The following is a 17,614-nucleotide window of genomic DNA, read 5'->3' on the forward strand; positions in this document are numbered from 1 at the left end:
CACCCCCCCCCTCCCCCCCCCCCCCCCCCCCCCCCCCCCCCCCCCCCCCCCCCCCCCCCCGCTCCTACCCGAAACCTACGCCTTGACGATCCCCAACCCCTGCATCACCCCGCCATCGCGCGCAGCGTGATGCCCACCAGATACGCCAGGTAAGTGCCGGTGGCATAACCCATCGTGCCCAGCAACACGCCGACCGGCGCCAGCGCCGGATGGAACGCGGCGGCGACCACCGGTGCCGAGGCCGGGCCGCCGATGTTCGATTGCGAGCCGATCGCGAAGTAGAAGAACGGCACGTGCAGCAGGCGGCCCAGTCCCCACAGCAGCACGATATGCACCAGCATCCAGATCACCCCGAGCAGGAACAGCCACGGCCGGTCCAGCAGCGACAGCAGATCCATCTGCATGCCGATGCACGCGATCAGGAAGTACAGCAGCAACGTACCGACCCGCGACGCACCCGCGCCCTCCAGCGTACGTGCGCGGGTGAAGCTCAGCGTCAGACCGAACGTGGTCGCCAGCACCACCACCCAGACGAACGGCGAGTCCAGACTGAACTGCGATGCCCAGGCCACATTGCGCTCGAACCAACCGGCAAGCGGCGCTGCAATCGCATGCGACAGTCCCACCGTTCCGAAGGCCACGCCGACGATCATCATCAGATCGGTCAGGCTCGGAATGCGCGCGTGTTCGGCCTGGAATTTCTCGATGCGCGTCTTCAGCTCATCGATCGCACGGGTGTCGGCACCGCTGCGCGCATCGATCCGCTGCGCCCGGCCCGCCAGGAAGATCAACGTCGCCATCCAGACGTAACCCACGCCGACATCGACCACCGCGAACTGCCCGAAGGTGGTGGCATCGACATTGAACACCTCGCGCATCGCCAGCATGTTGGCACCGCCGCCGATCCAGCTGCCGGCCAGCGCTGCCATTCCCGCCCAGGTATCGCCCGCGACGGTGGACGGATGCAGCCACTTCATCAACTGGAACGCCACCACGGCGCCGATCATGACGCTCAGCGAAGCGCCCAGATACATCACCACCAGCTTCGGCCCCAGGCGCAGGATGCCCTTGATGTCGACCGCCAGCGTCAGCAGCACCAGCGCCGCCGGCAGCAGCACGTCGCGTGCCACCGGGTTGTAGAGGCGGGTGTTCTGTCCATCGATCAGGCCGACGGTGTTGTAGATGCCCGGCAACAGGTAGCACAGCAGCAAGGCCGGCACGAACGCGTAGAAACGCTTCCAGAATCCACGCTCGCGCGATGCAGTCCAGAACACCGCGCCCAAGGTGGCCGCGATCAGGCCAAAGACGACGATATCGTTGTCGATCAACGCATGCGAAGCAGGATTCACTAGATTGGTCAGCCGGAAGCGATGGAACCCCGAATCTAGCCGAGCTGGACGCCGAGGGCCAAACCGAGGCCGCTCACCCTGCGATCAACACAGGGGCATCCGCTTCAGTACGGACTTCAACCGTAGCGACGCACCACGCGCTCGCCGTCCGCAACGCGCAGTACGACATCCGCGGGCTGGCCGGTGGTGAATCGATGCAGTTGCGCCATCAGTTCGGCATTTTCCAACGCGCCCTGCTCACGCAGGTAGCGCAGCGGCGACCAGTGCGGCCGACGCACCAGCCATGCCTCCTGATCCGGTTCTATGCTGACGATGTAGCGGGCGTGCTGTTCCATGTCTTTCTCGACTGCGCTGGGTTTCGGGAGGACGTCATCGATCCGCTGGTCACGGCGAGCCGTTGGGGCGCCAAACATCCGGTTCCCGCACTTGGGGATTGCGCGAGGGATGTTTCCAGCATCACGAACCGGCACGCCCTTACTCAAGGGGCCGCGGGTGAGTAGCCATGGGCTCCACGTCCGGCCTGCGCAGCATCTACTCCAGCCATCCGTCGCACCGTCGGGCGCATCCCCATATCGACGTAGGACAATTCCTACGTGACGGAAGTCACGATTCTCGATATTCTTGCCCCGCGAACTGCCTGGGGGGGCACATGCAACAGTTACTGCGCAAGTACGAAACACCGGTGAAGACCAGTCTGGTGCTGATCTACATGCTCGTCATGGCCGGCGTCATCACCTACCTGATCTGAATCCTTCCCCGTTTCCGACCTGTGCTGGACCGGCAAAACGGGAAAGCGGTGATTTATCCAGTGGCATGTCTCGAACGGGTGGCCATCGTCATCCGGATACGGCGTGCCGTATCCGGTGGACCTCGACGGTCACGTGTACCAGTTCCTCATGGATGGACAGCGCGCGACGGAACGCATCCGCATCACGATCGGAGTCGGTGACGATGCCGACGACGCAGGCGTACTTGCCCTTGCCCACCTGCCAGACGTGCAGGTCGCAGATGCGCGCGGTCACCTCGCCCTGCTCGATCACCTCCCGGATCTCCTCGACCACCGGCGCATCCATCTGTGCGTCCAGCAGGATGCGCCCGGTCTTGCGCAACAGCCCCCACGCCCAGATCGTCACCAGCACCGCCCCGAGCAGCCCCATTACCGGGTCGAGCCAGGCCGCACCGAACATCATGCCGCCGAGCAATGCGACGATCGCCAGCACCGAGGTGGCGGCATCGGCGATCACATGCAGGTAGGCCGAATGCTGGTTCAGATCGTGCCCATGCCCATGCCCATGCCCGTGGTCGTGGTCGTGGTCGTGGTCGTGGTGATCGTCGTGGTGGTGCGCATGGTCGTGATGATCATGATCGTGATGATCCCGGAGCCACCACGCGCAGATCAGGTTTACCGCCAGCCCCACCACCGCAATGGCAATCGCCTGCGGGTAGTGGATCAGGCTCGGCGCCAGGATCCGCTCGACCGACTGGAACGCCATCAGCGCCGCCACGACCAGCAGCAGGATCGCGCTGGTGTATCCACCAAGAATCTCGATCTTCCAGGTCCCGAAGGCAAAACGCCGGTCACCCGCGTAGCGACGCGCACAGGCATAGGCGAAAGCGGACAACCCCAGCGCCAGCGCATGCGAACTCATGTGCCAGCCATCGGCTAGCACCGCCATCGAGTTGTACCACCAGCCGCCGGCGATCTCGACCACCATCATCACCAGGGTCAGCCACATCGCTCGCCGGGCGCCGCGCTCGGCCAGGGCGTTGCCGGAGTCGAAGGCGTGGGCATGGCGCCGCTGTGCAGCAAAAGCTTCCAAGGACATGACAGGAACCCGTGATCGAAATATACCCCCATAGGGTATACAATCTTCAACCATGGCGCATGTCACCCGAAACCGAAAATCCCTGCTCGCCCGCGTCCGACGCATCGCCGGCCAGGTAGCCGCCCTCGAAAAAGCCCTGGAGGGCGAAGCCGACTGCAGCGACGTCCTCGTGCAGATCGCGGCCGCCAAAGGCGCGATGCACGGCCTGATGATGGAGGTGCTGGTGGGCCACCTCGACGAACACGTGGTGGCCGAACAGGACGAAGACCGGCGCCGGCAGGAAGCCCAGGTCCTGCTCAAGCTGCTGCAGGGCTACGCCAAATAAGGGCCGCCGGAAACGCGAAGCCCTGCGAACGCGGCAGGACGCGCATGGCACCACACCCACGCCCACATCGAACGCACCCCATGCTCAAGGCAGGTAACTGGGTCTGTCCGCCGTGATTCCCTGTTTTATGTACTGGGTGATCTCATCGGCCAGCACCTCATCCAGTCCCGCTTCGAGTCCGTCGAGCGCTCGCCTGACGATCTCATCGGGGCTGGACTTCATCGCCTCGATCCCATGCGTCAAGTCGGTATCGACGTAGCCCATGTGCAATCCCAGCACCTGTGTCTTCTGCGCCATCAATTCATTGCGCAGGGAGTTGGTGAGCGACCAGACGGCGGATTTGCTGGCCGAATAGGCCGCCATGTCGCCGCGGTTTATCCATGAAGCCACCGACAGCACATTGAGCAGCGCACCACCACCGTTGGCCTTGAGAATCGGCGCAAACGCCTTGCTCATGCGCAACACTGCGAAAAAGTTGGTCTCGAAGATGCGCCTCGCGACGTCTTCGCTATCCGCCGCCAGAAAACCTCCCGGCTGAGCAATACCGGCGTTGTTGATCACCAGCGTCACATCCGACGCCAGCGCCGCGGCGGCGGCCACATCGCCCGGCTGGTTGACGTCCAGTCGCAGCGGCTGAACGCCGGGCTGCGTGATGGCCGCGGGATCACGTGCACCGGCATAGACCTTGCGGGCACCACGGGCGAGCAACTCGCGCGTGAATGCCAAGCCGATGCCGCGATTGGCTCCCGTGACCAGCACGACAGCGCCTTCAATCTTCATGGGAAACTCCGAATGTGAGGGATAAACAGCCTTACTTGACCTTGACGACGACCTTGCCCTTGGCGCGCCCCGCCTCGACGTAAGTCAGAGCAGCGTTGGTCGATTCGAATGGAAAGACACGATCGATCACCGGACGGATCACGCCGGTCTCGATGAGTTGCGTGATCTCACGCAACGCGCCTCCATCGGCACGCATCAGGAGAAACGAGTACTTCAGCTCACGATGGGCTGCCTTTCTCCTGACACCGGAACTCAGCAAGCGAATGGCGAGCCGCACAAACCAAGGCGCCCCGATTCCCGTGGCGAATGTGGGATCGGGGGGCCCGGAGATCGATACGAGCGTCGCACCACGCTTCAGCACGCGCAGGGATTTCTCCAGCGTCGCCGCATCCTGACTATGCAGGACCACATCGTAGTTCCGCAGCACGTTCTCGAAATCTTCCTGCTTGTAGTCGATGACGATGTCGGCGCCCAGACTCCTCGCCAGATCAGCGTTGGCACTGCTCGTGGTCGTGGCCACGCTGGCCCCGATGTACTTGGCCAATTGAATGGCGAAGCTGCCGACACCACCCGACCCTGCCTGGATGAAGACCTTCTGCCCCTGCTTCAGCTGTGCCCTTTCTCGCAACGCCTGCCAGGCGGTCAAGCCAACCAGGGGGATCGAGGCCGCCTCTTCCATGGTGAGGTTCTTCGGCTTGGGCGCGACATCGCTCTCATCGACGGCGATGAACTGCGCGAACGTGCCGATGCGGCGATCACGCGGCCGCGAATAGACTTCGTCGCCCACTTTGAATTGGCGTACCCGCGATCCAACTTTTGCCACGACGCCCGCTACGTCATGGCCCAGCACCAACGGCATGCGGTAAGGCAGGATCAACTTGAACTCGCCGTTTTTGATCTTGGAATCCACCAGATTCAATCCGGCCGCGTGCACCTCGATCAGCACGTCGTTGTCCCCGACTTCCGGCTGCGGCACTTCACCAAGCCGAAGCGGATCCGTCTTGCTGTATCGATCGATGAGGAATGCTTTCATGAGGTTTTTTCTCGTAGATGTATCGAGCAACGGAACATGCTGACTCCCGGCATTCCCATAACCCGTGAAAGATCGGATCTTTGCCGCCGCGAATGCTGAAGCCCCCTGACCGCCGGAACCACACTGCACGACTGCATTGTCGAACCGGGGCGCGACCAGCTCGGGAATTGATGACACGCTCTAGGCATCGAGCTGAAGGTCTCTTCGGATACCGGCATCCAACAGAGCCGCTGGTGCAAACCTGCGAAGCAACCGCATACGACCGGCGAGCTTGCCGGCGGTGTATCGCAACTTCGGGCGCGGTGCGCGTGCCGCCTTCAGCACGACATCCGCCACGATATCCGGCGGGTCGGCCGTGACCATGAGCTTCTTCAACGTCACGTCCAACGCTGCGCGCACGTCGCGGTATGTCTCCAGCTTCGCGTCGGGCTCCATGAAGTTCGCATCGAACTGCGTCCTCGTGTACGCCGGCTCGATGACCGAGACACGGATGCCTCGTGTACGCAGCTCGTGGTCGAGCGACTCCGAATAACCTGCGACTGCATGCTTGGTGGCGGCATAGAGCGCTGCATACGGCATCGGCAGGAAACCCAGCACGGAACCGATGTTGAGGATTCGACCACCGCCCTGCTCCCGCATATGCGGCACGACGGCGCGGGTCATCCGGACGATGCCCATGAAGTTGGTGTCGAAGATCGCCTGTGCCTGCGCGATGGAACTTTCTTCGGCACCGGCAGGGGCGACGCCGAAGCCGGCGTTGTTCACCAGCAGGTCGATGCGCCCTTCCATCCGGATCACCTCCCTGACGACGGCATCGACCGATCCGTCATTGGTCACGTCCAGAGGCAGCATCGCAAAGGATGGCTGGCCCGCCTGTGCTCCGCGTCTGCTGGTGCCATAGACCGTATAACCCGCGGCGGCGAGCCGCTCCGCCGTCACCTTACCGATGCCGGAGGAGGCGCCGGTGACGAGCGCGATGGACTTCCTGAGTTTCATTGGACAGACCTCGATGATGGATTTCGATGAGCAAAGAGTATGATGATCATCATATTTACTGGCGAATTAACGACAACCACGGCACGCCATGATCAGTTGGCAGAAGTGAGATGACCCAGTGCGGCTTCACGCAGCGCCTCGGAGAGGCGCGGGTCGTCCACAGCACGCGCCAGTACCAGCGCGCCGACCATCGTGGAAACCGTCACCAACGCGTGTTCATGCGCGCCGGGCTGCCCCCACTCCGACAACTGGCGAGCAATCAGATCGATCATTTCCTTGATACGACGCGTCGCTGCCCGCCGCACCTCGGGTGCCTGACGCGGCATCTCGGAACCTAGCGCAGCGGTCGCGCACCCGGTTTCGATGCCTTTTACGTGGGCTTCGGAGAGATAGGCCTCCACCATGGTCCGCAATGCATGTTGCGGCGGTACGCCGGCACCGACACGCTCCATCAACGCCACGGACTCGCCACCAGCCCGATCCGCCGCTTCGGCAAGCATTGCCTCACGCGAGGCGAAGTGAGCATAGAACCCGCCATGGGTCAGCCCGGCGGCCTTCATGATGTCGGCGACACCGGTGCCGTTGTAACCACTACGCCGGATCGCACGCGCAGCCGCGTCGACGATACGGTCGTGGGTGACTTCCTTGGATCTGGCAGCGACCTTTTTCATATTACGACCATCATATTTACACGCCTCGCCCGAAACAAGAAGCAGCGCGGGCATTCCGGCGCTGCGTTGGGAGTTCAGTCAGCTACATGTTGGAAACCGCCCCGACCCACGTTCGCCACTCCGGACGCGCTTTCTGGATGGGGCTGGCCTCACCGCAAGGCGTGATGGCCCTCAAGGGCTGCCTTAGAACGGGATATCGTCGTCCGCGAAATCATCCATCGGCGGTGCCGAGGACGGCTGCGCCGCCGGCTGCTGGCGACGCGGGGCGTATTCCTGGCGCTGCTGCGGCTGCGACGACGGCTGGCGCTGCGGGCGATCGCCGCCGCTGAATCCACCGCCACCACCACCCTCACCGCGGCCACCGAGCATCTGCATCTCGTTGGCGACGATATCGGTGCTGTACTTCTCCACGCCGTCCTGCCCGGTGTACTTGTCGTAGCGCAGCTCGCCTTCCACATACACCTGGCTGCCCTTGCGCAGGTACTCACCGGCGATCTCGCCGAGCTTGCCGAAGAACACCACGCGGTGCCATTCGGTACGCTCCTGGTTGTTGCCTTCGCGGTCCTTGCGGACGCTGGTGGTGGCCAGGCTGACGCGGGTGATCGCCATGCCGCTCTGGGTGTACTTGGTGTCGGGATCGTTGCCGAGGTTGCCGACCAGGATGACTTTGTTGATGCCGCGGGCCATTGGATTCTTCCGTCTGTGTCTGTGCCGGCCGGTACGCGGGCACCGGCGGCGGGGTGAGGCTGGTTAGGCACGAATGGTAACATCCGAGCGGCCAATGGCCTCCGGCATACCACCCCGACCACAGGTAGGCGCAGCCCGCATCCGCCCGTAGGACAAGCGTTACGGCCCCTCCAGGCACTGCCTGCTAGGCTGCCATCTCCTCATCCCGGAAGACGCCATGGCCCGCATCGTCGGATTGGCCGGCAGCCTGCGCCGCGACTCGTTCAACGCCGCCCTGCTGGGCCGGGCCGCTGCATCCGTTCCGGACGGCAGCCAGATCGAGACCCACTCGATCCGCGGGGTGCCGTTGTACGACGCCGACGTGGAAGCGGAGACCGGTATTCCCGAGGCCGTGGTCCGGCTGAAGGACGCGGTCGCGCAGGCCGATGGCCTGCTGCTGGTCACCCCGGAATACAACAACGCCATCCCGGGCGTGTTCAAGAACGCCATCGACTGGATGTCGCGACCCTCCAAGGACATCGCACGCGTGTTCGGCAACAAGCCGGTCGCGCTCATCGGCGCCTCGCCGGGCCCGTTCGGCACCCTGCTGAGCCAGACCGCCTGGCTGCAGGTGCTGCGTACCCTGGGCACACGGCCGTGGTTCGGCGGCCGCCTGTTGCTGTCGCATGCCGATCAGGCATTCGATGAGCAGGGAGCCTTGAAGGACCCGGCGATGCAGCAGCGATTGACTTCATTCGTGGCCGGCTTCTGCACGTTCTGCGATGCCGGGGACGCAACGGAATGATCCGTCGCACGGCGCGACGGCCCGTTGACGGACCTCGGCACCTATAATTCAGCTACATCACCCCATCGCACCACATGAGCATCGCCGAAGACCTCCGTCCCGCCCTGGGCCTGCCCCAGATCCAGGCCCTCGCTGCCCCCGACATGGCCGCGGTCGATGCGCTGATCCGTCGCCGGCTGGCTTCGGACGTGGTGCTGATCAACCAGATTGCCGATCACATCATCTCCGCAGGCGGCAAACGGCTGCGGCCGATGCTGGTGGTGCTGGCCGGTCAGGCCTGCGGCCCGGCCAATGCCGACCATCACCAGCTTGCGGCCATCATCGAGTTCATCCACACCTCCACGCTGCTGCACGATGACGTGGTCGATGAGTCCGATCTGCGGCGCGGCCGCAGCACCGCGAACGCTTTGTGGGGCAATGCTCCGAGCGTGCTGGTCGGTGACTTCCTGTATTCGCGCAGCTTCCAGTTGATGGTGGAACTGGAGCGCATGGACGTCATGCAGCTGCTGGCCGACACCACCAACCGCATCGCCGAAGGCGAAGTGCTGCAGCTGTTGCACGTACACAATCCCGACACCGACGAAGCCGCTTATCTGCGGGTGATCGAACGCAAGACCGCGGTGTTGTTCGCTGCGGGTACGCGTCTGGGTGCGCTGGCCTCCGGTACGGACCAGACCGTGCAGGCCCGGCTATACGACTACGGCATGCAACTCGGCTACGCGTTCCAGATCGCCGATGACGTGCTCGACTATGCCGCTGACGCCGAGGCGCTGGGCAAGAATCTCGGCGACGACCTCGCCGAAGGCAAAGCCACGCTGCCGTTGATCCATGCAATGGCGCATTCGGACGAAACCACGCGGCAACGCTTGCGCGAGATCGTCCAGCAGGGTGATGCATCGGCGATGCCGGAGGTGCTGGCGGCGATCCAGGCTACCGGCGGACTCGAGTACAGCCGCCAGCGCGCGCTCGATTACGCCCAGGCGGCCGAACGCGCGCTCGATGGACTCCCCGAAAACGAAGCGATCAGCGCATTGCGCGGCCTGGCGCGTTACGCGGTCTCGCGCACGCATTGAGGTTCGTCGACAACGGTGCGCTTCGTAGGAGCGGCTTCAGCCGCGATGGGGCGTTCATGCAGGTCCCTCTGCAAAAGCCCGCACATCCATGTGTGGGGATTCAAATGGAAACGCCCCATCGCGGCTGAAGCCGCTCCTACGAAGATGACGGACTTCAGCCGCCGAAGCGCTCCTCGAAGAAGTCTTCCAGCATCCGATAGGCACGCTTGGACGCACGCGCGTCATAGCGACAGTTGCTGGTCGGATCGTTGCCCGCATCAGCCTCGGCAAAGCAGTGCACCGCGCCGCTGAAATTGACGAACTGCCAGTCAGCACCCGCGCCGTCCATCTCCTTCTCGAACGCGGCAATGTCCTGCGCACTGACGCTCTTGTCGGCCGCGCCGTTGAGCACCAATACCGGCGTCCTGGCTGCACCGACCGCCGCCGGAGTCGGTGTGGACAGGCCACCGTGCAGGCTGACCACGCCGGCGAGCTGTGCCCCTGAGCGCAGCAACTCCAGCACCGTGCTGCCACCGAAGCAGAAGCCGACCGCGCCGATCCGCGAAGCATCCAGCGGCGCCTTGCCTGCCTGCGCCTTCAACACGTCCACCGCCTTCAACGCACGCGTGCGCAACGTCGCCGTATCCTGCTTGAGTGCACCTGCGAGCTTACCGGCCTCGCCGGCGTTGGCGGGACGACGGCCCTTGCCGTAGACATCGGCAACCAGGATCACGTAATCGTCGCCAGCCAGGCTCTTGGCCTTCTCCACCGCCGCGTCGGTCACGCCCATCCAGTTCGGCACCATCACCAGGCCCGGGCGCTTGTCATGCTTGGCGTCGTCGTAGACCAGCACGCCCGAGAAGGCGTCCGCGCCAACCTTCCATTCCACCGGCCGTGCCTGCATCGCCGCTGCGGCCGACTGCGACAGCGCCGCCATCGCCACCACGCCCAACACCTGCCACCACGCATTGCGCCTGCTCATCGGTCCGTCTCCACCCGGGAAGTGGGGCGAGTGTAGCCGCAGGGCGACAGACAAGCGGGCCGGTTTGTTCACAGCCCATGTGGACGAAGGCGGGAGAAGCCTGTGGACAACTGCTCACAGCCCTTGTGCTGTGGGACGCAGAAGTTGATTGGCTAAAATTTCACCAGCGAGTGAGCGCTTTTCCACAGCCGGTGTGGATGATTCACGGAAAACGTTGTGGATAAACGCTGGCAGCCCTTGCCATTCAAGGGTCACAACCATGCCGGTGAAATTTTCGCCACCCGGAGACATCCTTCTCGCGCGTGCAAAGTGGCAGGAGTCGATATGACTCAAGACGACTCGTCGTCCCCGCACAGGCGGGGACGACGGTAGCAATTCTGCTGGCTGCTCTAGGCCACGCCCAATCCGGGGATGGCACTGATCTGCTCGGGATCGAAACCGGCCAACTCGGCAAAGTGGCGACCACGCGCGACATAGTCGCGATAGGCACCGAAGCTCGGCGCACCCGGCGAAAGCAGCACTACCCCGCCCTGCCCGCCCAGCGCCTGACGCGCCAGCGCCACGGCCTGCGGCAGATCGGCAGCGGCATGCAGCCCGAAACGTCCCGGTGCGATCGGTGCCAGCAGTTCGTGGATGCGCGGGCCATTGGCGCCCATCGTCACGATCTCCAATGGTGGCGCCTCCCCCATATGCGCGGCGAAATCGTGCCAATCCAGGCCGCGATCATGCCCGCCCACCAGCACGGCCACGCGCTGCGTCGGGAAGCACGCCAGCGCCGCCAGCGTGGCATGCGGTGTGGTGCTGATCGAGTCGTTGACCCAGGTGATGCCATCGCGCGCGCCGACGATCTGCAATCGATTCGGCAACGGGCGGAACGTCAGCGCAGCCGGCGCCAGGGCCACCGCATCCAGCCCCAGCGCCTCCAATGCGGCCAGCACCGCGCACAGGTTGCCGCGATTGTGCCGGCCCGGCAGCGGCACGTTGGCGGTGTCGAACACCACCTGCTCGCCGCGGTACACCACGTCCTCGCGCATGTGCCAGCCATCGCGCCGGTTGAACCAGCGCACCTCGCTGTGCGGCAACTGCAACTGCGCCAGATGCGGATCGGCTGCGTTGAGCAACGCGATGCGCGGATGCCCTTCAGTCACCAAGGCCAGCTTGTCGGCGATGTAGCGTTGTTCGCCGCCGTGCCAGTCCAGGTGCTCGGGAAACAGGTTCAACACCAGCGCCAGCTCCGGCCTCACGCCACTGCGCGCGACTTCCCCGGTCTGGTAGCTCGACAGTTCGATCGCCCAGTATTGCGGTGGCGGCTCCGGCGAAAGCAGTTCCAGCAGCGGCAGGCCGATGTTGCCGGCCAGCGCGGTGCGATGGCATCCAGCGCGCAGCAGGTGCGCGAGCAACGCGGTGGTGGTGCTCTTGCCCTTGGTGCCGGTGACACAGACCGCGCCGGGCACGTACTCGCCCGGTGGGGCATGCTCGGCAAACCACAGTGCAGTGCCACCGAAGAACTGCGTGCCGCGCGCAGCCGCGGCCTGCGCCTCGGGCTTGTACGGGCTGATGCCCGGCGACTTGATCACCACGTCGAACGCGGCCAGGTGCCCGGCGCTGGCTTCGGTCTCGATATGCAGATCCGCATCGCCCAGGGCCTTCACCTCTTCGGCTTCGCCCGGCGAGCAGAACAGCGTCAGGGGCAGGCGCTTGCCCGATTCCCCATTCCCGATTCCCCATTCCCGATCGCGCAACGCGCGATAAGCCGCACGACCCTCACGGCCCCAGCCCCAGAGCGCGACGCGACGCCCTTCAAGCTGCGAAATTCGCACGCACGCGCTCCCACAGCACGGCAGGTATACGGTGTTCGCCTTCGATCGCCAGCAGCGGTTCGACCTTCAACTCGTCGGCCTGCAGCTGCGGCTGGATTTCGCGGATGAAGCGCTTCACCAACGCGTCTTCCTGCCACTCGGCACGCGTGGCCAGCGTCGCCAGCGCGGCGCGCGACTCGCGGCCTTCGCCCACGCACTCGAACGGCTTGTGATCCTGGAATTCCAGCAGCGCGTCGAAACCACCTGCCTGGCTCGCATCGTCAAGCAGGTTGCGACCGAAGATCCGCACCAATCGTGTCTTGGGCATGAACGGCGCCAGCGCCAGGAACACGAAGTGGCACTTCGGGCAGACCCCACACCAGCGGTGCACCGGGCGCTCGCCCATGATGTGGAAGTTGCGGTTGCAGCTGGAAAAATGCGCGTCGTAGTGGTCGTTCTTGGCGAACTGGCGCGCCACCGCCAGCTCGGAAAGCGGGCGCAGCAGCGAGTAGTAATGCAGGTCGGAAGCGACGTGTTGCTCGACGTACTCGCCGAACGCCTGCTCGAACGCCCAACCCTTCGACCACTGGTGATTGACCTCGCCGGTGCCAGGAATCTGACTGCCGTAACTGGCCGAGCGCTCGTTGGAGAACACCACCTGGTCCACGCCCAACAGCAGCGCGGCGAGCACCATGATCATCGAGTTGATCGCCGTCACCGGGATGTGGCCGTTCCAGGCACCATGACGATTCAGTTCGAACAGCTCCGGCGCCAGCGTGCGGCCGATATTGAGCGTCGGTAGGCCCGTGCGCTCGGCGCAGGCGCGGATCAGCTGCGAGCCACCGATCCAGGTGACAGTCTGGGCGACACCGGCACTGCGCAGCGCCTCGATGCTGACCAGCGAATCCTTGCCGCCACCGATCGCCACCAGCGCATGCTCGCGCAGACCGGCCGTGCCCGCCTGCACTGGCGAAGCCTTCACCGGCAGCTTGAAGCGGCCATGCAGGTTCAAACCGTTGCGATAGGCGAACTCGCCCAGTCCGTGCAGATAGACGCTCTCCACCAGCGCGGCGGTTTCCGCGTCGATCGCGTAGCCGTCGATGACGATGTTCGCCGGCACCGCCGCCTTGTAATAGCTGACGCCGGCAATCAGATGCAGCAAGCGCAATGCGCGCTGCACTGCCTCGGCGCGCTCGCCTTCGAGCACGAACGGCGCGCCCGGCACGGTCACCGTCTCGATCAGTTCCGGCCCCTGATCGAAGGCATACACCAGCGAGGCCACGCCGGTCTGCGCGTCGAAATCGCAGCGAACGAAGCGGAAGGTGGTGATCTGGTGTTTGTCGAAAGCAGCGGTCATGGACATTCCGGGATGAGGCAGGCCGACGGTTTTCGCGACAGCGGTTGTAGCAGGTACGGGATTGACGTGCGCGAATCAGGCATCGAGCACTTCTTCATGCGGCAACGCACGCAGGTTGTAGATGCTGGCCATGCTGTAGCCATAGGCGCCCGCATCAGCGATCAGCATCGTGTCGCCCGGGGTGGTCGCCGCCGGCAGCTTGACCCGGTGACCGAACACGTCGCTGGATTCGCAGATCGGCCCGACTACGTCGAAACCACCGTCGCGCACCTCGTCCAGCCGCGACAGGTTCACGATGTCGTGCCATGCGTCGTATAGCGCGGGGCGGATCAAGGTGTTCATGCCCGCATCCAGACCCACTCGATGCACGCCATCCTTCTCGATCACCTGCGTGGCCTGGGCCAGCACAACGCCGGCCTCGGCGACCAGGAAACGGCCCGGCTCGATCGCCAGCGCAAACGCCGGATGCACCGCCTTGACCTCGGCCAGCCCGGCCGACCAGGCCTCAAGGTCGAACGGCTCGTCGTCCTCGCTGTACGGGATCGGCAAACCACCGCCGATATCCAGCACTTCCACGCTACCGATGCGGCGCGCGAAGCCGGCCAGTTCGTCGTACATCTGCCGCCAGTGCGCCTTGGTCTCCACGCCGCTGCCCAGGTGCGCGTGCAGGCCGACGATGCTGACATCGAGCGCACGCGCGGCATCGACGAATTCATCGACGCGACCAGCAGAAATACCGAACTTGGACGCCTTGCCGCCGGTGGTCACCTTTTCGTGGTGACCATCGCCGTGACCCAGATCGATGCGCAACCAGAGGTTGCGACCGCGGAACACCTCCGGCCACTGCTTCAGCGCTTCGACGCTGTCGACGGTGACGGTGACGCCCAGCTCGAATGCCGCCTGGTACTCGGTGGACGGCGCGAAGCTCGGGGTAAACAGCACGCGCCCGGGCGCCAGATCCGGCAGCGTCTCGAACACCCGGCGCAGCTCGCCGAGCGAAACGCATTCCAGGCCGAAACCCTCCTCGACCAGCGCCGTCAGGATCGCCGGATGCGAATTGGCCTTGATCGCGTAGTAACGCCGATCGATCGCACCGATCGCGGCCAGCTGGCGCGCACGCGCGCGCACCGTCGGCAGGTGATAGGCGTAACGCGGCGTGCCCTCGGCGACCAGCGCCAGCAGCCGCGCGCGTGCCTGCTCGCCGTGCCACCACGGTGTCGGACGCGGGCGCACCGCACCGATGATCTCGCGCCAGCGCGGGCCGAACACCTGCCCTTCATAGACCGGCATCGCGCCGGAATCGATCAGCTCACCGTGCAGGATCGGCAGCAGCCCGTCGGCATCGGCCTCATCGATCACGAAGGTCAGGTTCAAGTCGTTGGACGACTGCGAAATCATGTGCACGCGCTCCTTGCCGAACGTGGCCCACACGTTCGAGAGCTTGTGCAGCAGCGAACGCATGCCGCGACCGACCAGGGTGATCGCCGCGCACGGCACGATGATCTTGACCTTGCAGATCTTCGACAGGTCCGCCGACAGCGCCGACAGCACATCGGTGCTGACCAGATTCTCGCTCGGATCCAGCGACACGGTGACGTTGGTCTCGGCCGAACCGATCAGGTCCACCGACAACCCGTGCTTCTTGAACAGCCCGAACACATCGGCCAGGAAGCCGACCTGCTGCCACATGCCGATGCCTTCCATCGATACCAGCACGATGCCGTTGCGACGGCTGATCGCCTTCACGCCCGGCACCGGCTCGGCATCGCCGTCAATGCTGGTGCCCGGCATCTGCGGGCGCTCGGTATCCAGGATCGCCATCGGCACGCCGGAATCGCGGCACGGCTTGATCGAACGCGGATGCAGCACCTTGGCGCCGGTGGTGGCGATTTCCTGCGCTTCGTAATAGTCCAGCCGGGTCAGCAGGCGCGCGTCCGGCACCTCCTTGGGATTGGCGCTGAACATGCCCGGCACGTCGGTCCATATCTCCACGCGCGAGGCGCCGAGCAGCGCGCCGAAGTACGCCGCCGAGGTATCCGAACCACCACGCCCGAGGATGGCGGTGCCGCCATCCTGGTGACGCGAGATGAAGCCCTGGGTGATCAGCAGTCGGGTCGGCTGGCCGTCGAAGCGTGCGCGCCAGCTGGCGTTGGCCTGCCACTGGCACGACACCGACAGGCGCCGCGACCACTCGCTCTGGTTCGGCTGCGGCGGCAGCGCGTCGAGCCAGTCGCGCGCATCCATCCAGCCGAAATCCAGCCCGCTGGCACGCAGATAGGCCGCGCCCAGCGTCGAGGACAGCAGTTCGCCCTGGCCGAGTACCTCGGCCTGCCAGTCGAGCGTGCGGCTGGCCGCGCGCGGGTCGTCGATCAGGCCGCGCAGAGCCGCCAGACGCTCGCCCAGCACCGCATCGGCATCCAGTTCCAGCTCGACCAGGAATTCGCGATGACGCTGCTCAAGCGCGGCCACGCGCTGCGCGCTGTCGGCGGCGCCATCGGCGATCGCGGTCAGCTCGTTGGTGACGCCCGACAACGCCGAAACCACCACCAGCACACGCGAACCGGTCTCTTCCGCGCGTTTTTTCGCCAGCTTCCCGATCGTGTCCCAGCGATGACGACGCGACACCGAAGTGCCACCGAACTTGAGGACGATCCAGCGATCGGCAGAAGCAGAGGAAGCTGACATTGAGTTGGACGTTTTAGTGATGTGGGGAAAAGGCGCCCGAATGGTCGGACGCAACCCCGGATTCTACCGCCAACCCGCCACCGGATGATCTTGTGGGAGGGACTTCAGTCCCGACGGGCTCTGCCAGCAAAGCGTCGGGACTGAAGTCCCTCCCACAAGAAGCCAAGCCCGGGCACCTTGCTCGCATCAGTCACCGATGCAACTGATCCGACGGATGCCTGGGTCCGACCGGGCACAGCCGCTGATCGACGGCCAGCTTGATTGATAAGCTGCGCGCCCCTTCCTCCCGCACAACCCCGATGACGACGCGCCGATTCCTGCAAGTGGACGTATTTTCCGCCCGAGCTGGCGGCGGCAATCCGCTGGCCGTGGTGCTCGATGCCGAAGGCCTGGACGATGCCGCGATGCAGGCGATCGCACGCTGGACCAAGCTGCCGGAAACCACCTTCGTGCTGCCGTCGCTCGATCCGGACAGCAGCTACCGGTTGCGCATGTTTGCTCCGCAGAAGGAAGTCCCGTTCGCCGGGCATCCCAGCGTCGGCACCGCGCATGCGGTATTGGAAGCCGCCCTGGCACAGCCGCGCGACGGCGTGCTGGTGCAGGACGGGATCGCCGGCAAGCTGCCGCTGCGCGTGGAACAACGCGGTGGGCGCCGCAGCATCTCGATCCGCACACCACGCGCACGCGTCGCCGAGGTCACCACCTCGGATGATCCGCGCCTGCGCAGCGCACTGGCCGGCTGGCCGCTTGGCGCGTTGCCGCCGGCCCTGATGGACGGTGGCCGCTGCTGGTGGGTGATCGAACTGGCCGACGAAGCCGCGTTGCGCACGCTGTCGCCAGACTGGGACGCCATCGCCGCACTGGCCGAATCGACCGGCAGCATGGGCGTGTTCGCTTACGCGCGGGCAGCAGGAGAGGCCGATTTCGATATCGCGGCGCGTGCGTTCGTCGGCAACGGCCGCCGCTTCGAAGACGCCGCTTCGGGCGCTGCCAACGCCGTGCTGGCAGCCTGGCTGGACAGCCGCGATGCCCTGCCCCGAGCAGATCGGCGCTATAGCGTCAGCCAGGGGCGCGAAGTCGGATTCGATGCACGGCTGGAACTGGCGATCGACGAGGCCGGCGAGGTCTGGTCCGGCGGTGAAGTGCAGACCGTGATCCGCGGCGAAATCGACTGGCCATAAGCGTCATCCAGATCAACCGCGATACCGACCGCGATATCGTAGGAGGGGGGGGGGGGGGGGGGGGGGGGGGGGGGGGGGGGGGGGGGGGGAGGGGGGGGGGGGGGGGA

Annotated in this window: 17 protein-coding genes; 4 read left to right on the forward strand and 13 right to left on the reverse strand. The window is 65.1% G+C overall.

Annotated features, from left to right (window positions below):
• Nucleotides 1-104: 104 nt before the first annotated feature.
• The 3 genes from AC3WJE_RS08430 to dmeF form a co-directional block, all read right to left on the reverse strand.
• Entirely contained in the window at nt 105-1,349 is a 1,245-nt protein-coding gene (locus AC3WJE_RS08430) for a DUF819 family protein (protein WP_493730332.1), read from the reverse strand.
• A gap of 116 nt (nt 1,350-1,465) precedes the next feature.
• Complete coding sequence (locus AC3WJE_RS08435; RefSeq protein ID WP_493730333.1) at nt 1,466-1,684, reverse strand: hypothetical protein; 219 nt, start codon at nt 1,682-1,684, stop codon at nt 1,466-1,468.
• A gap of 501 nt (nt 1,685-2,185) precedes the next feature.
• Nucleotides 2,186-3,175, reverse strand: a complete 990-nt coding sequence (gene dmeF, locus AC3WJE_RS08440; protein ID WP_493730334.1) for a CDF family Co(II)/Ni(II) efflux transporter DmeF — start codon at nt 3,173-3,175, stop codon at nt 2,186-2,188.
• 52 nt (nt 3,176-3,227) lie between these two features.
• Here dmeF and AC3WJE_RS08445 point away from each other — a divergent pair, with 52 nt between their 5' ends.
• Entirely contained in the window at nt 3,228-3,500 is a 273-nt protein-coding gene (locus tag AC3WJE_RS08445; RefSeq protein WP_493730335.1) for a metal/formaldehyde-sensitive transcriptional repressor, read from the forward strand.
• Between the two features lie 84 nt (nt 3,501-3,584).
• Here AC3WJE_RS08445 and AC3WJE_RS08450 read toward each other — a convergent pair whose 3' ends face one another.
• The 5 genes from AC3WJE_RS08450 to AC3WJE_RS08470 all read right to left on the reverse strand — a co-directional run bounded on the left by AC3WJE_RS08450 (nt 3,585) and on the right by AC3WJE_RS08470 (nt 7,667).
• Entirely contained in the window at nt 3,585-4,280 is a 696-nt protein-coding gene (locus tag AC3WJE_RS08450; protein ID WP_493730336.1) for an SDR family oxidoreductase, read from the reverse strand.
• A gap of 31 nt (nt 4,281-4,311) precedes the next feature.
• On the reverse strand, nt 4,312-5,313 hold the full coding sequence (locus tag AC3WJE_RS08455; protein ID WP_493730337.1) for an NADP-dependent oxidoreductase: 1,002 nt from the start codon (nt 5,311-5,313) through the stop codon (nt 4,312-4,314).
• Nucleotides 5,314-5,493: 180 nt separating this feature from the next.
• Entirely contained in the window at nt 5,494-6,309 is an 816-nt protein-coding gene (locus AC3WJE_RS08460) for an oxidoreductase (protein ID WP_493730338.1), read from the reverse strand.
• Nucleotides 6,310-6,401: 92 nt separating this feature from the next.
• Entirely contained in the window at nt 6,402-7,034 is a 633-nt protein-coding gene (locus tag AC3WJE_RS08465; RefSeq protein ID WP_493730339.1) for a TetR/AcrR family transcriptional regulator, read from the reverse strand.
• A gap of 129 nt (nt 7,035-7,163) precedes the next feature.
• Nucleotides 7,164-7,667, reverse strand: coding sequence for a single-stranded DNA-binding protein (locus AC3WJE_RS08470; protein ID WP_493730340.1), 504 nt, complete (start codon nt 7,665-7,667; stop codon nt 7,164-7,166).
• A 217-nt stretch (nt 7,668-7,884) separates the two neighbouring features.
• Between AC3WJE_RS08470 and AC3WJE_RS08475 the strand changes: the two genes are divergently transcribed.
• Both AC3WJE_RS08475 and AC3WJE_RS08480 read left to right on the forward strand, forming a co-directional pair.
• Complete coding sequence (locus AC3WJE_RS08475) at nt 7,885-8,451, forward strand: NADPH-dependent FMN reductase (RefSeq protein ID WP_493730341.1); 567 nt, start codon at nt 7,885-7,887, stop codon at nt 8,449-8,451.
• Between the two features lie 74 nt (nt 8,452-8,525).
• The gene (locus tag AC3WJE_RS08480; protein WP_493730342.1) at nt 8,526-9,524 is read left to right on the forward strand and encodes a polyprenyl synthetase family protein; all 999 of its coding nucleotides are present in this window, start codon (nt 8,526-8,528) and stop codon (nt 9,522-9,524) included.
• 154 nt (nt 9,525-9,678) lie between these two features.
• On the opposite strand, the gene AC3WJE_RS08485 is transcribed toward AC3WJE_RS08480, so the two are convergent.
• From AC3WJE_RS08485 to AC3WJE_RS08505, 5 genes are all read right to left on the reverse strand, one after another.
• A complete protein-coding gene (locus tag AC3WJE_RS08485) occupies nt 9,679-10,485 on the reverse strand; it encodes a dienelactone hydrolase family protein (RefSeq protein ID WP_493730343.1) in 807 nt (268 codons plus the stop codon).
• Between the two features lie 114 nt (nt 10,486-10,599).
• Nucleotides 10,600-10,818, reverse strand: coding sequence for a hypothetical protein (locus AC3WJE_RS08490; protein WP_493730344.1), 219 nt, complete (start codon nt 10,816-10,818; stop codon nt 10,600-10,602).
• Nucleotides 10,819-10,874: 56 nt separating this feature from the next.
• Nucleotides 10,875-12,305, reverse strand: coding sequence for a UDP-N-acetylmuramoyl-L-alanine--D-glutamate ligase (gene murD / locus AC3WJE_RS08495; RefSeq protein WP_493730345.1), 1,431 nt, complete (start codon nt 12,303-12,305; stop codon nt 10,875-10,877).
• Nucleotides 12,286-13,641: a UDP-N-acetyl-alpha-D-muramoyl-L-alanyl-L-glutamate epimerase gene (gene murL / locus AC3WJE_RS08500; protein ID WP_493730346.1), complete on the reverse strand. Its 1,356-nt coding sequence runs from the start codon at nt 13,639-13,641 to the stop codon at nt 12,286-12,288. The genes murD and murL overlap by 20 nt, the downstream gene beginning before the upstream one ends.
• 75 nt (nt 13,642-13,716) lie before the next feature.
• Nucleotides 13,717-16,326: a bifunctional aspartate kinase/diaminopimelate decarboxylase gene (locus AC3WJE_RS08505; RefSeq protein ID WP_493730347.1), complete on the reverse strand. Its 2,610-nt coding sequence runs from the start codon at nt 16,324-16,326 to the stop codon at nt 13,717-13,719.
• Nucleotides 16,327-16,625: 299 nt separating this feature from the next.
• Between AC3WJE_RS08505 and AC3WJE_RS08510 the strand changes: the two genes are divergently transcribed.
• Nucleotides 16,626-17,507 (forward strand): PhzF family phenazine biosynthesis protein, encoded by an 882-nt coding sequence (locus AC3WJE_RS08510; protein ID WP_493730348.1) that lies wholly within the window; start codon nt 16,626-16,628, stop codon nt 17,505-17,507.
• Nucleotides 17,508-17,614: the final 107 nt, after the last annotated feature.

It is taken from the genome of Pseudomonas sp. GW821-FHT07E12, from assembly GCF_058986605.1.